This window comes from Cupriavidus pampae (assembly GCF_914271485.1).
GTDB classification, from domain to species: domain Bacteria; phylum Pseudomonadota; class Gammaproteobacteria; order Burkholderiales; family Burkholderiaceae; genus Cupriavidus; species Cupriavidus pampae.
This window is the reverse complement of record NZ_CAJZAG010000003.1, coordinates 639,059-652,644: the sequence shown is the minus strand read 5'-3', so window position 1 is coordinate 652,644 and position 13,586 is coordinate 639,059. Positions and strand designations below refer to the sequence as shown.

Annotated in this window: 14 protein-coding genes; 10 read left to right on the top strand and 4 right to left on the bottom strand. The window is 65.3% G+C overall.

What is annotated here, in order from left to right; genetic code table 11:
- Nucleotides 1-125: 125 nt before the first annotated feature.
- Nucleotides 126-650: a TlpA disulfide reductase family protein gene (locus tag LDO41_RS10650; protein ID WP_223986604.1), complete on the bottom strand. Its 525-nt coding sequence runs from the start codon at nt 648-650 to the stop codon at nt 126-128.
- Nucleotides 651-778: 128 nt separating this feature from the next.
- The gene (locus LDO41_RS10645; protein ID WP_223986589.1) at nt 779-1,270 is read right to left on the bottom strand and encodes a SoxW family protein; all 492 of its coding nucleotides are present in this window, start codon (nt 1,268-1,270) and stop codon (nt 779-781) included.
- Between the two features lie 98 nt (nt 1,271-1,368).
- On the opposite strand from LDO41_RS10645, the gene LDO41_RS10640 reads away from it, so the two are divergent.
- Entirely contained in the window at nt 1,369-1,929 is a 561-nt protein-coding gene (locus tag LDO41_RS10640; RefSeq protein WP_223986586.1) for a hypothetical protein, read from the top strand.
- 19 nt (nt 1,930-1,948) lie between these two features.
- Complete coding sequence (locus tag LDO41_RS10635; protein ID WP_223986585.1) at nt 1,949-2,593, top strand: LysE family transporter; 645 nt, start codon at nt 1,949-1,951, stop codon at nt 2,591-2,593.
- A gap of 252 nt (nt 2,594-2,845) precedes the next feature.
- Here the strand turns inward: LDO41_RS10635 and LDO41_RS10630 are convergent, their stop codons facing one another.
- Nucleotides 2,846-4,384: a YifB family Mg chelatase-like AAA ATPase gene (locus LDO41_RS10630; RefSeq protein ID WP_223986556.1), complete on the bottom strand. Its 1,539-nt coding sequence runs from the start codon at nt 4,382-4,384 to the stop codon at nt 2,846-2,848.
- A gap of 97 nt (nt 4,385-4,481) precedes the next feature.
- A complete protein-coding gene (locus tag LDO41_RS10625; RefSeq protein WP_223986553.1) occupies nt 4,482-4,751 on the bottom strand; it encodes an accessory factor UbiK family protein in 270 nt (89 codons plus the stop codon).
- Between the two features lie 521 nt (nt 4,752-5,272).
- Here LDO41_RS10625 and LDO41_RS10620 point away from each other — a divergent pair.
- The 8 genes from LDO41_RS10620 to ptsP all read left to right on the top strand — a co-directional run bounded on the left by LDO41_RS10620 (nt 5,273) and on the right by ptsP (nt 13,431).
- The gene (locus LDO41_RS10620; RefSeq protein WP_223986550.1) at nt 5,273-6,070 is read left to right on the top strand and encodes a TorF family putative porin; all 798 of its coding nucleotides are present in this window, start codon (nt 5,273-5,275) and stop codon (nt 6,068-6,070) included.
- A 54-nt stretch (nt 6,071-6,124) separates the two neighbouring features.
- Entirely contained in the window at nt 6,125-6,463 is a 339-nt protein-coding gene (locus tag LDO41_RS10615) for a P-II family nitrogen regulator (RefSeq protein WP_109582230.1), read from the top strand.
- Nucleotides 6,464-6,494: 31 nt separating this feature from the next.
- Nucleotides 6,495-8,018: an ammonium transporter gene (amt, locus tag LDO41_RS10610; protein WP_223986533.1), complete on the top strand. Its 1,524-nt coding sequence runs from the start codon at nt 6,495-6,497 to the stop codon at nt 8,016-8,018.
- 497 nt (nt 8,019-8,515) lie between these two features.
- Nucleotides 8,516-9,811, top strand: coding sequence for a glutamate--cysteine ligase (gshA, locus tag LDO41_RS10605; protein ID WP_223986530.1), 1,296 nt, complete (start codon nt 8,516-8,518; stop codon nt 9,809-9,811).
- Between the two features lie 33 nt (nt 9,812-9,844).
- Complete coding sequence (gshB, locus tag LDO41_RS10600; protein ID WP_223986527.1) at nt 9,845-10,801, top strand: glutathione synthase; 957 nt, start codon at nt 9,845-9,847, stop codon at nt 10,799-10,801.
- A gap of 110 nt (nt 10,802-10,911) precedes the next feature.
- The gene (locus tag LDO41_RS10595; protein ID WP_223986524.1) at nt 10,912-11,367 is read left to right on the top strand and encodes a PTS sugar transporter subunit IIA; all 456 of its coding nucleotides are present in this window, start codon (nt 10,912-10,914) and stop codon (nt 11,365-11,367) included.
- On the top strand, nt 11,336-11,605 hold the full coding sequence (locus LDO41_RS10590) for an HPr family phosphocarrier protein (protein WP_150372940.1): 270 nt from the start codon (nt 11,336-11,338) through the stop codon (nt 11,603-11,605). The genes LDO41_RS10595 and LDO41_RS10590 overlap by 32 nt, the downstream gene beginning before the upstream one ends.
- Nucleotides 11,606-11,670: 65 nt before the next feature.
- Nucleotides 11,671-13,431 carry a phosphoenolpyruvate--protein phosphotransferase gene (ptsP, locus tag LDO41_RS10585; RefSeq protein ID WP_223986508.1) on the top strand — a complete coding sequence of 587 codons (1,761 nt, stop codon included), beginning with the start codon at nt 11,671-11,673 and terminating at the stop codon, nt 13,429-13,431.
- Nucleotides 13,432-13,586 lie beyond the last annotated feature (155 nt).

Genomic DNA, 13,586 nt, shown 5'->3' with positions numbered 1-13,586 from the left:
CCATACAGCCTGCGGAGGCAAGGCGCGACGCCCCGAACCTGCGCGGGGGTGGTCGCATCACAACATCGCGCGCAACAAAAAAGGTGCCTTGCGGCACCTTTCTGCAACCGGCGAGGGCGCTTAGCTTACGTTGCCAGCGCGTCCTCCAGCAGCTTGTGCAGCGCATCCCACTCGGGCTCGCCCACGTAGCGCTTGAGGATCTTGCCGTTCTTGTCCACGACGAACGTGGTCGGCGTCAGCTGCACATTGCCGAACGCCTTGGCGGCGGCGCCATCGGAGTCCATCGCCACCTTGAACGGCAGTTCGCGCGTCTTGGCGTAGTTCATCACGTACATCGGCGGATCGTAGTTCATCGCTACCGCGACGAATTCGAGCCCCTTGTCCTTGAACTGCTGATACGTGCGGACCATGTCCGGCATTTCCTTCACGCACGTGGTGCAGCTCGTGGCCCAGAAATTGAGGATATAGACCTTGCCCTTGAGCTCGGCGGTGCTGACCTTTTCGCCGGACAGCAGCGTGAACGTGGCAGCCGGGGCGGCCGAAGCCGGGGACAGCGCGCGGAAACCAAACCAGCCAAGCACGGCCACGATGACGAGGGCGGCGATGGCGATGGGCAGGCGTTTGCTGCCGGAAGAAGCGGAGGTCGACATGATGCGGTCCGTTGGATGGACGGGGTGGGGGCCCGGAGTGGCGTCTATTCTACTGCCGCGCGCGCGATGTCGTTGGCCGGCGTGCTGATTGGCGGCAGGGCTGCGTCATTCGGCCGCAGGTGCGGCGATCAGCGCGCGACGGCCACCTTCTCGCGTGCCGCATCGAGCGCCTGCTCGAAATAGGCGCCGTAGAAGTCCGGCTGCATGCCGCGCAGCGGCGCGGCGGCGTTGCGTCCGCGCGGGTCGAGGAACAGCACTGTCGGCGCCGCGCTGATATTGCGCGCGCGGGCCCAGGCTCGCGCGGTGGTCATGGTGCCGTCCACATCGCGCAGCGGCGTGTCCGCGCTCATATCGATCTCGCGCACGCGAATCTCGCCCGCAGCCGCCTGCGGCGCCAGATAGTTGCGGCGCACGGCTTCGCAATAAGTGCAGCCGGGCAGGCTGACCAGCACTACGAGCGGCTCGCCGGCCTTGCTGGCGGCGGCTGCCTGCGCGGGCAGGTCGGTCATCCACGGCAGATGATCCGCAGTGGCGGCCGATGCCGGGCCTGCCACGGCGATCAGCAGCGCGGCAACGGCGGGCAGTAGAAACGATGGCAAGGAGCGGGGGAGGGCGGACATGGTGTCACCTGAACAAGGCTTTCCCGGATAATAGCGATTTGCGCCGGCGAATGTCGTTGGTTGTCGCACGTTCCGGCCGTCCCCCACCACGCCCACGCATGTCACGACTCCTGCTGTTGATCTTGTTTGCCGGCGCGCTGGCGGCCTGTTCGCCGCGCTACGACTGGCGCACCACCGTCTCGAGCGAGGGCGGCTATGCTGCGCTCTATCCCGCCAAGCCCACGCGCGCCGCGCGCGAGGTGGCGGTTGCGGGCCGCAAGCTGCCAATGACCATGGAGGCCGCGCGCATCGACGACACGCTGTTCGCGGTGGGCGTGGTCACGCTGCCCGAGGACGATCCCGCGCTGCGCCAGCAGGCACTCGCATCGATGCAGGCGGGGCTGACGGCGAACCTGGGTGCGCACACCGACAACCCGCCGCAGACGCGCGCGGTCAAGGTCATGACCGCGGTGCAGCCGGCGCTGGCGCTCGATGCGGTGGAGGTGCAGGTGTCCGGCATCTCGCCGCAGGATCAGTCACCGCGACGGCTCACCGCGCGGCTCGTGGCATCGGGCCGGCACGTATATCAGGCGGTGGTGCTCGAGGCCGGCGACGCCGCGCGCGATCAACGTCAGGCCGAGCAGGTCGAGCAGTTCCTGACCGGCTTTCATCCGTATTGAAACGAAGGGAGAGAAGAGAATGCGTTGGGAAGTCTGGGTCGCCTATTTCGCGGCATGCTGGGTCATCGCGGTGTCACCGGGATCGGGCGCGGTGCTGTCGATGAGCCACGGCCTGTCATACGGCGTACGTCGCGCGACCACCACGATTCTGGGGCTGCAGGTCGGGCTGGTCATGGTGCTGCTGATCGCGGGCGGCGGCCTCGGCGCGTTGCTGCTGGCCTCGGAAACCGCGTTCGTGGCGGTCAAGACGGTCGGCGCGCTGTACCTGATCTACCTCGGCATTCAGCAATGGCGCGCACGCGTGGCGGCGGATGGGGATGGCGGCAGCGCGGCCCCGGCGCGCGTGCCGACCATGAGCCGTCAGCGCCGGTTCGCCACGGGCGTGCTGACCAACGCGACCAACCCAAAGGGCATCGTGTTCATGGTCGCCGTGCTGCCGCAGTTTATCGACACCACGCACCCACTCGCGGCACAACTGGCGATTCTCGCGCTGACGATGTGCGCGGTCGACGTGACCGTGATGCACGGCTACGCGCTGCTTGCCTCGCGCATGCAGGGCCTGTTTCGCAACGCGCGCGCGCTGCGCTGGCAGAACCGCTTCTTCGGCAGCGTGTTGATGGCCGTGGGGACCGCGCTGTTCTTCGTGCGACGACATCACGCTTGACCCTGGACATCTGAGGCGCGCAAGCAAACCGCGGGTGGCGAACGCTGCTCCGGTTTGCTTCAATGGGAAGCATCCACTGCAGTATCCAACCGCAGGAGCGCCCATGCGCCAGGCATTTCCCCTCCACGCCCACCGGGAACCCCCACCGGAAGCCCCGCCGCCGCCGGGCCACCCGCCGGATCTCCCGCCCATCGAGGAACCTCCGCCACCCCCGGTGGAACCGCCAGTGCTCGACTGAGCCGCACGCTGACGCTAGCCGCCCCGCAACGCGCGGCGATACTGGATGGCCTCGGCCACGTGGCGCACCGCCAGCGTTTCCGTGCCGTCGAGGTCGGCGATCGTGCGCGCCACCTTCAGCACGCGGAAATACGCGCGGGCCGACCATGCCAGCTTGTGCATCGCGCCGCGCAGCAGCGCGCAAGCGGCGTCGTCGAGCGGACACAGCGTGTCGATCTCGCGGCCACCAAGATCGCCATTGGGTTTGTCCTGACGCGCGAGCTGCCGCTCACGCGCGGCAATGACCCGCGCGCGCACCACGTCGCTGGCCTCGCCGGCGGGCCCATCGAGCATTTCTTCGTGACTCTGCGCCGGCAGCTCGATCTGCAGGTCGATACGGTCCAACAGCGGCCCCGACACGCGCGACTGGTAGCGCCGGATCTGATCCGGCGTGCAACGGCACGGTCGCGTAGGGTGGCCGAGGTACCCGCACGGGCACGGGTTCATGGCCGCGATGAACTGGAAGCGCGCCGGAAAGTCGGCGTGAGCGGCGGCGCGCGAGATTGTGATGTGCCCGGTCTCGAGCGGCTCGCGCAGAACCTCCAGCACGCGTCGTTCAAACTCGGGCAACTCGTCCAGGAACAGCACGCCGTGATGCGCGAGCGAGATCTCGCCGGGCCGCGGATTGCCGCCGCCACCCACCATCGCCGCCGCGGACGCCGTGTGATGCGGCGCGCGGAACGGCCGGCGCCCCCATAGCGACGGCTGGAACCCAACCGTCGTCAGGCTCAACACCGCCGCGGCTTCGAGCGCTTCCGCCTGCGTCATCGGCGGCAACAGCCCGGCAAAGCGCTGCGCAATCATCGACTTGCCCGTCCCCGGTGGCCCGACGAGCAACGCCGAGTGCTGCCCGGCTGCCGCGATCTCCATCGCGCGCCGCGCCTGCAGCTGCCCGCGCACGTCTTTCATGTCGAGCGCCGTAACAGGGCTCGTGTCGAGCGAAGGCGCGCGCGCGGTGCCCAGCTGCTGCTCGGGCTTGCCGGTCAGATGCGCGCAGACCTCCGCCAGCGTGGCGGCCGGCAATACGCGCAGGCCGTCGATCAGTGCGGCCTCGGAACCATTGCCTGCCGGTACCACGAACGCGCGCGGCGCTGCGTCGATCTGCGCGCGCATGGCGTTGTCCTGCGCGAGCCCCATCGCCATCGCGAGCGCTCCGCGCACCGGGCGCAGCTCGCCCGACAGTGACAGTTCACCCACGAACTCGCAATCGTCGAGTCGGTCGCCCGGCAATTGCCCGCTAGCGGCGAGGATGCCGACGGCGATGGCAAGGTCGAAGCGGCCCGACTCCTTCGGCAGGTCGGCCGGGGCGAGGTTGACGGTGATGCGCCGGTTCGGAAAGTCGAACGCGCCGTGCAGCAGCGCGGCCCGCACGCGCTCGCGCGCCTCCCGGACTTCCGTGTCCGCAAGCCCGACGATATTGAACGCGGGCAGGCCATTGGCCAGGTGGATCTCCACCGATACGGGCGGCGCGTCGATGCCCGTCAGCGCGCGGCTGCGCAATACGGCCAGACTCATGGTGTCTTGATTGTCTTAAGTCAGGGGGCGACTTAAAAACAAGAAGGCCGCCATTGCTGGCGGCCTTCTGCGCGTGGGCGGGAAACTCGGGCAGTCGTCAGACGCCGCCGGTCCCCGTGGGAGTGCCACCGGCCCCGAGCTTGCGCTCGAGTTCGGCCACGCGCGTCTCCAGCTCTTCTAATCGCGCGCGCGTACGGGCCAGCACCTGGGACTGCACGTCGAATTCCTCGCGCGTCACGAGGTCCAGGCGCGCAAAGCCCTGGCTCATCATGCTGCGCACATTCTTTTCGATGTCCTTGGCCGGCGAATTGCGCAGCGCCTCGCTGACCTTGCTCTGCAGATCATTGAAGAGATCGGTCGGTTTCATGGCGAACTCCTTAAAAAACGAATGACGATTCGTGGGGGCTTGCGCCGCGTTCCGCACGCTCGCACCTTGTTTGTGCATGTGCGCGGCCCAGTGTGCTGGGTGCGCCATGGTCGTGCACTTGATTGGGGCGTTGGCATCTGGCGAACCCGCCGCCTGACCCCGAATCGCCCCATCCATGACCGCGCGCAGGTTACACAACTTTCCGGCCCCCGCATGACGCGGATTATGGCCCTTCAGCGCCCGCCATGAAAGCCGTGACAAGGGTTTGCCCGCATCTTTTCGTGTTTTCGTGAAAGCACGACTGCTGTCATTGCATTGACAAAAAGTGGTTTTGGCGACGCTTGTATAGCCTTTCGACCCGCAAATCGTTCGAAAATTTCATTCGCGATACAGGCTGGCACGCCTGTTGCAGTAATGGAGTCACAAGAGCCAACCGCCCAACAAGAGCGGCGCCGCGGAAAGAACTCAAGACATCGCTTTACCGAGCCCACGAAGAGATTGAGGAAAAGGAGGAATCACCCATGAAGAAGTCGACCCTCGCAGTCAGCGTCAGTGCGGTCCTGTTGAGCCTTGCCGCATCCGCCGCGCTCGCACAGAGCGCGCCGGATGCCGCGGCCCCCGCCGCAGCGCCCGCCGAGGAAGCGTCCCCGCACACGTTCTCTGCCAACGTCGCGCTGGTGACCGACTACCGCTATCGCGGTATCAGCCAGACCAATCGTCGTCCGGCGATCCAGGGTGGTTTCGACTATTCGCACTCCAGCGGCTTCTACATCGGTAACTGGAACTCGAGCATCAGCTGGCTCGAGGACGCCGATTCGTCGGTGTCGGCTCCGGTGGAGATGGACTTCTACGGCGGCTACAAGAACACCTTCAAGGTCTCCGACCTCGAATTCAACTACGACGTCGGCGTGCTCGAGTACTACTACCCGGGCGGCTACACAACGACGCGTCCGTACACCACTGAACTATATGCCGGCATTGGCTGGGGCCCGGTGTTCCTGAAGTATTCGCACGCAGTGACCAACCTGTTCGGCTTCGACGACAGCAAGAACAGCTACTACGTCGACCTGAATGCGAACGTGCCGCTGAACTTCTGGGACCTGACGTTCAACGCCCACGTGGGCTATCAGGGCGTGAAGAACTTCAGCGACGCGTCGTACACGGACTGGAAGATCGGCCTGACGAAGGACCTGGGCAAGGGCTTCTCGGTCGCCGTCGCGTACATCGACACGAACGCCGACAAGTCCGTCTACACGAACACGCGCGGCCGCTACGTGGGCAAGGCCACGGCCTGGGCATCGCTTACCAAGACTTTCTAAACACGCATCCGGCCGGACGGCGCCGTGCACGGCGCCGCCAACAGGAGAAACCCGATGAAACTCATCATTGCAGTCATCAAGCCGTTCAAGCTCGACGAGGTGCGCGAAGCGCTGTCCGACGTCGGCGTGTCTGGCATTACCGTGACCGAGGTCAAGGGCTTCGGCCGCCAGAAAGGGCATACAGAGCTCTATCGCGGCGCCGAGTACATCGTCGACTTCCTTCCGAAGGTGAAGATCGAAGTCGCCGTGCCGGACGACGTGGTCGATCGCGCCATCGAAGCCATCGAGAAATCCGCGCGCACCGGCAAGATCGGTGACGGCAAGATTTTTATTGCACCGATCGAGCAGGTCATTCGCATCCGCACCGGCGAGACCGGCGGCGATGCCCTGTGAGACAGAGACACAAAGACAAGAGGTTAATCCAATGAAAACCTGGTTCAAGCGATTCCTGACAGCCGGCGCAATGACGCTGGCACTCGGCACAGCCGGCCTCGGCCTGTCCACGCATGCCGTGGCGCAGGACAAGCCCGCCGCCGAAGCATCCGCACCGGCAGCGGCCGCCGCACCTGCTGCCGCGCCCGCTGCTGCCGCACCGGCCGCAGCTGCCGAAGCCGCACCCGCCGCGGCGCCGGCGCTCGTTCCCAACAAGGGCGACACGGCCTGGCTGCTGGTCTGCACGGCCTTCGTGATTCTGATGACGCTGCCCGGTCTCGCGCTGTTCTACGGCGGCCTGGTGCGTTCGAAGAACATGCTCTCGGTGCTGATGCAGTGCCTGGTGATCTTCTCGCTGGTGTCGATCCTGTGGGCGATCTACGGCTACAGCTTCGCATTCACGGAAGGCAATGCCTTCTTCGGCGGTACCGATCGTCTCTTCATGAAGGGCCTCAACGTCGATGCCGTTGGCGCAACCTTCAGCAAGGGTGTGGTCGTGCCGGAACTGGGCTTCTTCGCGTTCCAGTGCGCGTTCGCGGCCATCACCTGCGGCCTGATCATCGGCGCTTTCGCCGAGCGCGCCAAGTTCTCGGCGGTGCTCGTGTTCGTGGTGCTGTGGTTCACGTTCTCGTACATCCCGATGGCCCATATGGTCTGGTTCTGGCCGGGTCCGGACGCCTACACCGACGCCGCTGCCGCGACGGCCGCGACCTCCAAGGCCGGCTGGCTGTTCCAGAAGGGCGCGCTCGACTACGCCGGCGGTACCGTGGTGCACATCAACGCCGCTGTCGCCGGTCTGGTGGGTGCCTTCATGTACGGCAAGCGTATCGGCTTCGGTCGTGAAGCGATTCGTCCGCACAGCCTGACGTTCACGATGGTTGGCGCCTCGCTGCTGTGGTTCGGCTGGTTTGGCTTCAATGCCGGTTCGGGCCTGGAAGCCAACGGCGGCGCTGCACTGGCCTTCGTCAACACGCTGCTGGCCACCTGCGCCGCAGTGCTGTCGTGGACCTTCGGTGAGTGGATCGGCAAGGGCAAGCCTTCGATGCTCGGTGGCGCCTCGGGTGCCGTCGCCGGCCTCGTGGCCATCACCCCGGCTGCCGGCTTCGTCGGCCCGATGGGCTCGATCGTGATGGGCCTGGTTGCCGGCCTGCTGTGCCTGTGGGGCGTGACCGGTCTCAAGCGCATGCTCGGCATGGACGACTCGCTCGACGTGTTCGGCGTGCACGGCGTGGGCGGTATCGTCGGCGCGCTGCTGACCGGCGTGTTCGCGGCACCGAGCCTCGGTGGCGTGGGCATCTACGACTACGTGGCCAACAAGGTGGCGGACGACTACTCGATCGCCGGACAGGTCTGGATCCAGTTCGAAGGTGTGCTGACCACCGTGGTGTGGTCGGGCGTGGTGGCTCTGGTCGCCTTCAAGCTGGTTGACATGCTGATTGGCCTGCGCGTCCCCGAAGAGGAAGAACGCGAAGGTCTGGACATCACCTCCCACGGCGAGACCGCTTACGAGGTGTGATCCACAAAAGTGTTGTGCTGGAGAGCTGATTGGGAATCTTCTCTCAGGAGTTTTGCCCGGCCTTGTGCCGGGCTTTTTCTTTTCCGCGCCGCGCGATGCGAGGCGCCGCAACGGGTGCCGGGGGTGGGGTTGTCATCGGGGTTGTAACAATTCGCAGAGTGCTTAACTCCGATCTTAAAAAGTCTCAATTGTCTTTAAGGGAGAGCGCACATACAGTGCGAGTGAGGCAGTTTCCTCCACCTGCAGAACGCTCCCCGTATCTGTCAGGCCATTTGAAAGCGCGGCTCCCGCCGCGCTTTTTTTTTGTTTCGCGACTCCCGCCGTCGCGTTTCTGGGTTTTTTGGCTCTTCCCAGCAAGCGTTTGAAATCCGCACGGCCGTCCCCATATCCGGTCCAGACACCAGCATGCTCATAACGTTATGAGAACCATGCCTGCAGGCTATTGGCCGTTCCTCTACAATCGGGGCGGACAATAAAGACGATCAATTAGGATGGATATGGTCCCGCATCTCATCACCGCTCTGAACGGTCCACTGCTCGAACTGGAAAAGAAGATTCTGGACGCCACGCCGTCCATCGAGCGCTGGTTCAGGCTGGAATGGCAGGAACATACGCCTCCGTTCTACTGTTCGGTGGACCTGCGCAATGCTGGCTTCAAGCTGGCGCCGGTCGATACCAACCTGTTTCCGGGCGGTTTCAACAACCTCGCGCCCGAGATGCTGCCGCTGGCCGTGCAGGCCGCGATGGCCGCGATCGAGAAGATCTGCCCGGATGCCAAAAACCTGCTGCTGATCCCCGAGCGTCACACGCGCAACGTGTTCTATCTGCAGAACGTGGCGCGTTTGTCGCTGATCATGCGTCAAGCTGGTCTCAACGTGCGGCTGGGCTCGCTCTCGGAAGACATTACCGAGCCGACCCCGATCGAGCTGCCCGACGGCCAGACCCTCGTGGTCGAGCCGCTGGCGCGGCTGGGCACCAAGGGCCGCCGCCTGGGCCTCGAGAACTTCGACCCCTGCACCATCCTGCTCAACAATGACCTGTCGGCCGGCGTGCCGGCCGTGCTCGAGAACATCAACGAGCAGTACCTGTTGCCGCCGGTGCATGCGGGCTGGTCCACGCGCCGCAAGACCAGCCACTTCGCCGCCTATGACGAGGTGGCCAAGAAGTTCGCGCGCCTGATCGATATCGATCCGTGGATGGTCAATCCCTACTTCGCGCGCACTTCGGGTGTGGACTTCCACGAGCGCGTGGGCGAGGAGGAGCTGGCCGACGCGGTGGAAGGCGTGCTGAAAAAGGTTGCGAAGAAGTACCGCGAGTACGGCATCAAGGAAACGCCGTACGTGGTGGTCAAGGCCGATGCCGGCACCTATGGCATGGGCATCATGACCGTGCGCGATCCGTCCGAGGTCAAGGGCCTGAACCGCAAGGAACGCAACAAGATGAGCGTCGTCAAGGAAGGCCTCGAGGTCTCCGACGTCATCATCCAGGAAGGCGTGCACACGTTCGAGAAGGTCAACGAGGCCGTGGCCGAGCCGGTGGTCTACATGATCGACCGTTATGTGGTGGGCGGCTTCTATCGCGTGCACACGGGCCGCGGCAACGACGAGAACCTGAACGCGCCGGGCATGCACTTCGTGCCGCTCGCGTTCGCGCCCAACGGCATTCCGGACAGCCACGCCAAGCCGGGTGCCGCGGTGCCGAACCGCTTCTATATGTACGGCGTGGTGGCACGTCTCGCCCTGCTGGCCGCGTCGATCGAGCTCGAGAAGACCGACCCGAACCCGATCCTCTGAATCCGACCTTCTGACCTACCAGCCGCGAAGACCATGCGCATTCTCTTCATCACCGATCCGCTCGAGACCTTCAAGACGTACAAGGACTCCACCTACGCGATGATGACCAAGGCGGCGTCCCGCGGGCACGAGCTGTTCTTCTGCCTGCAGTCGCAGCTGTCGCTCGCGGACAACGTGGTCGAGGCCACGGTCCGTCCGCTGGCGTTGTTGGATGACGCGCACGACTGGTTCCGCCTGGGCGATCCGGCGCGTCAGCCGCTCACTGCGTTCGATGCGGTGCTGATGCGCAAGGATCCGCCGTTCGACATGGAATACGTGACCAGCACGTGGATGCTGGAGCTCGCCGAGGATCAGGGCGCACGCATTTTCAACCGTCCGCGCGCGATCCGCGACCACTCGGAAAAGCTGGCGATCGGCCGCTATCCGCAGTTCGTCACGCCGACGCTCGTGACGCGCGATGCCGACCGCATCCGCGCGTTCCATGCCGAGCACGGCGATATCATCGTCAAGCCGCTCGACGGCATGGGGGGCATGGGGATTTTCCGCGTCGGCCCGGACGGCATGAATCTCGGGTCGATCGTCGAGACGCTCGGTGACAACGGCGCGCGCACGCTGATGGTCCAGCGCTTTATCCCGGCCATCAAGGAAGGTGACAAGCGCGTGCTGCTGATCGGCGGCAAGCCCGTGCCGTATTCGCTGGCCCGCATTCCGCAGGGCAGCGAGATCCGTGGCAACCTGGCCGCCGGAGGTCTGGGCCGTGCGCAGGAACTGACCGTGCGCGACCGCGAGATCGCCGAGACGCTGGCGCCGGGGCTGTGGGAGCAGGGTCTGTTGCTGGTGGGCCTGGACGTGATTGGCGACTACCTGACCGAGGTCAATGTGACGAGCCCGACGTGTTTCCAGGAGATCACGCAGCAGACCGGCTTCGACGTCGCGGGCATGTTCATCGACGCGCTCGAGTCGGCCGTCGCGGAGGCGCGCCGACGCTAGCGCGCCACAGTATGGGAGTTCCCCGCGGGGAATTCCCGGCAATGGGGCATTAGCCGAATAGCACGAAGGGGCGCCTGCTACAATTCCGGCATCCCAACGCGCTCACCACCATGGCAGGAATTCTGATCATCGCGCACGCACCGCTGGCTTCGGCGCTGCGCGATTGTGCTGCCCACGTTTACTGCGGCCAGCCGCCGAAGCTCGAGGCCATCGATGTCGTTCCCGACGCCGATCCCGCAGCCGTGCTGGCCGAGGCCCGACGACGTCTGGCCGGGCTCTGCGAGGAGAACGGCGCGCTCGTGCTGACCGACATCTTTGGCGCTACGCCGGCGAACATCGCCGCGCGCCTGGCCGAACCCGGCCGCGTCAAGGTGCTAGCCGGCGTCAATCTGCCCATGCTGGTCCGTGCCATCTGCTACCGCGCGGAGAAGCTCGACCAGCTCGCAACCAAGGCCCTGGCGGGCGGCGCGCAAGGCGTGCTGCAGGTCGGCGCGACCACCGTCCAGAACCAACAAGCCAACCACCCCGATAAATATGCTGCAGAGGGACACCACCATCATCAATAAGCTCGGGCTGCATGCCCGGGCCTCGGCCAAGCTGACGCAGTTGGCGGGAAAGTTCTCCAGTCAGGTCAAGATGTCACGCAACGGGCGGCAGGTCGACGCCAAAAGCATCATGGGGGTGATGATGCTTGCAGCAGGCATCGGCTCCACGGTCACGTTGGAAACCGACGGTCCCGACGAGCAGGAGGCGATGGACGCGCTACTGGCGCTGATCGCCAATCGCTTCGGCGAGGGTGAGTAACACATAACGACCGCGAGCAAAGGCTCGCACGGCTCATTCTTCAACGTTCCTGAACGGAGCGGTTCATGCCCTTTGCCTTGCACGGCATTCCGGTTTCGCGTGGGGTCGCCATCGGGCGCGCCCATATCCTCGCGCCCGCGGCGCTCGACGTCTCGCACTATCTGGTCGATGAAGACCGGCTCGATGCGGAGGTCGAGCGATTGCGTGGGGCGAGGGCGGCGGTACGCGCGGAGCTGGTGACACTGAAGCGGGACCTGCCGCGCGATGCGCCAGAAGAGATGGGCGCCTTCCTCGACGTGCACGCCATGATCCTCGACGACGAAGCGTTGTCCGAGGAACCCGAGATGCTGATCCGCACCCGCCGCTATAACGCGGAATGGGCGCTGACCACGCGGCTCGAGGAGCTGATGCGCCAGTTCGACGAGATCGAGGACGAATACCTGCGCGAGCGCAAGGCCGATATCGAGCAGGTGGTCGAGCGGATTCTCAAGGTGCTAGCGGGCGCACCCGTGCTTGCCCCGGCGCCGGTACCCGCGCTGGCACCCGACGGCGAGGCCGCGCCAGGCGTGATCGTGGTTGCGCACGATATCTCGCCGGCGGACATGCTCCTGTTCCGCCACACGGTCTTCCACGGCTTTGTCACCGATCTCGGCGGGCGCACCTCGCACACCGCGATCGTCGCGCGCAGTCTCGATATCCCCGCCGCGGTGGGCGTGAAGAGCGCAAGCGAGCTGATCCGGCAGGACGACTGGATCATCATCGACGGCGATGCCGGCCTCGTGATCGTCGATCCGTCGCCGATCATCCTCGAGGAGTACCGCCATCGCCAGAGCGAGCGCGCGCTCGAGAAAAAGCGCCTGCAGCGGCTGCGGCATACGCCGGCGGTCACGCTCGACGGCCTCGAGATCGAGCTGCTCGCCAATATCGAGATGGCCGAGGATGCGGGTGCGGCGCTCGCGGCCGGCGCCGTGGGCGTGGGGCTGTTCCGCTCGGAATTCCTGTTTATGAACCGGCGCGACGCACTGCCCGGCGAGGACGAGCAGTTCGCGGCCTATCGCGGCGCGGTAGAGGCGATGCACGGTCTGCCGGTGACGATCCGCACGATCGACATTGGCGCCGACAAGCCGCTCGATTCCCGCAACGACGATTTCGAGACCGCGCCGAACCCGGCACTGGGTCTGCGCGCGATCCGCTGGTCGCTGTCGGAGCCGGCGATGTTCCTCACGCAGTTGCGCGCGCTGCTGCGCGCCTCGGCCTTCGGGCCGGTGCGGCTGCTGATTCCGATGCTCGCGCACGCCAGCGAGATCGACCAGACACTGGACCTGATCGCACAGGCCAAGCGCCAGCTCGACGAGCGCGGGCTGCCATACGACCCAGGCGTGAAGGTCGGCGCCATGATCGAGATTCCGGCGGCGGTGCTGCTGCTGCCGCTGTTCCTGCGCCGCATGGACTTCCTGTCCATTGGCACCAACGATCTGATCCAGTACACGCTGGCGATCGACCGTGCCGACAACGCCGTGGCGCACCTTTACGATCCCTGCCACCCGGCCGTGCTGGAACTCGTGGCGCGCACCATCCGCGAGGCCAACCGGGCCGGCGTGCCCGTCGCCGTGTGCGGCGAAATGGCGGGCGACCCCGCCATGACGCGGTTGCTGCTGGGCATGGGGCTGCGCGAGTTCTCGATGCATCCGTCGCAGCTATTGCGCGTCAAGCAGGAGGTCATCCATGCCGACTGCGAACGACTCGGGCCGCTCGTGGACCAGGTGCTGAGCTCGTACGAGCCCGACGACCTTGCCGTGGCGCTCCAACGCGTCGCACAACCCTGAGGTTTTTAGGGTTATTGTTTTCATGTGATGTATTGGCCGTCACTTTTCAGGGGGAAAGTGGCGGAATCAGCGCGCAGTTGTAACGATTGCCCATTGGTGATTAATGGGAATTGTTATCATTTTCGATCTCTGTTAATCTTCCTCAAACGCGCCGA

Excerpts from the sequence above, each read along its gene's own strand:
- ptsP (WP_223986508.1), top strand. The coding sequence starts at position 11,671 with ATGCCCTTTGCCTTGCACGGCATTCCGGTTTCGCGTGGGGTCGCCATC.
- LDO41_RS10645 (WP_223986589.1), bottom strand. The coding sequence starts at position 1,270 with ATGTCCGCCCTCCCCCGCTCCTTGCCATCGTTTCTACTGCCCGCCGTT.
- LDO41_RS10635 (WP_223986585.1), top strand. The coding sequence starts at position 1,949 with ATGCGTTGGGAAGTCTGGGTCGCCTATTTCGCGGCATGCTGGGTCATC.
- LDO41_RS10640 (WP_223986586.1), top strand. The coding sequence starts at position 1,369 with ATGTCACGACTCCTGCTGTTGATCTTGTTTGCCGGCGCGCTGGCGGCC.
- amt (WP_223986533.1), top strand. The coding sequence starts at position 6,495 with ATGAAAACCTGGTTCAAGCGATTCCTGACAGCCGGCGCAATGACGCTG.
- LDO41_RS10630 (WP_223986556.1), bottom strand. The coding sequence starts at position 4,384 with ATGAGTCTGGCCGTATTGCGCAGCCGCGCGCTGACGGGCATCGACGCG.
- LDO41_RS10615 (WP_109582230.1), top strand. The coding sequence starts at position 6,125 with ATGAAACTCATCATTGCAGTCATCAAGCCGTTCAAGCTCGACGAGGTG.
- gshA (WP_223986530.1), top strand. The coding sequence starts at position 8,516 with ATGGTCCCGCATCTCATCACCGCTCTGAACGGTCCACTGCTCGAACTG.
- gshB (WP_223986527.1), top strand. The coding sequence starts at position 9,845 with ATGCGCATTCTCTTCATCACCGATCCGCTCGAGACCTTCAAGACGTAC.
- LDO41_RS10625 (WP_223986553.1), bottom strand. The coding sequence starts at position 4,751 with ATGAAACCGACCGATCTCTTCAATGATCTGCAGAGCAAGGTCAGCGAG.
- LDO41_RS10650 (WP_223986604.1), bottom strand. The coding sequence starts at position 650 with ATGTCGACCTCCGCTTCTTCCGGCAGCAAACGCCTGCCCATCGCCATC.
- LDO41_RS10590 (WP_150372940.1), top strand. The coding sequence starts at position 11,336 with ATGCTGCAGAGGGACACCACCATCATCAATAAGCTCGGGCTGCATGCC.
- LDO41_RS10620 (WP_223986550.1), top strand. The coding sequence starts at position 5,273 with ATGAAGAAGTCGACCCTCGCAGTCAGCGTCAGTGCGGTCCTGTTGAGC.
- LDO41_RS10595 (WP_223986524.1), top strand. The coding sequence starts at position 10,912 with ATGGCAGGAATTCTGATCATCGCGCACGCACCGCTGGCTTCGGCGCTG.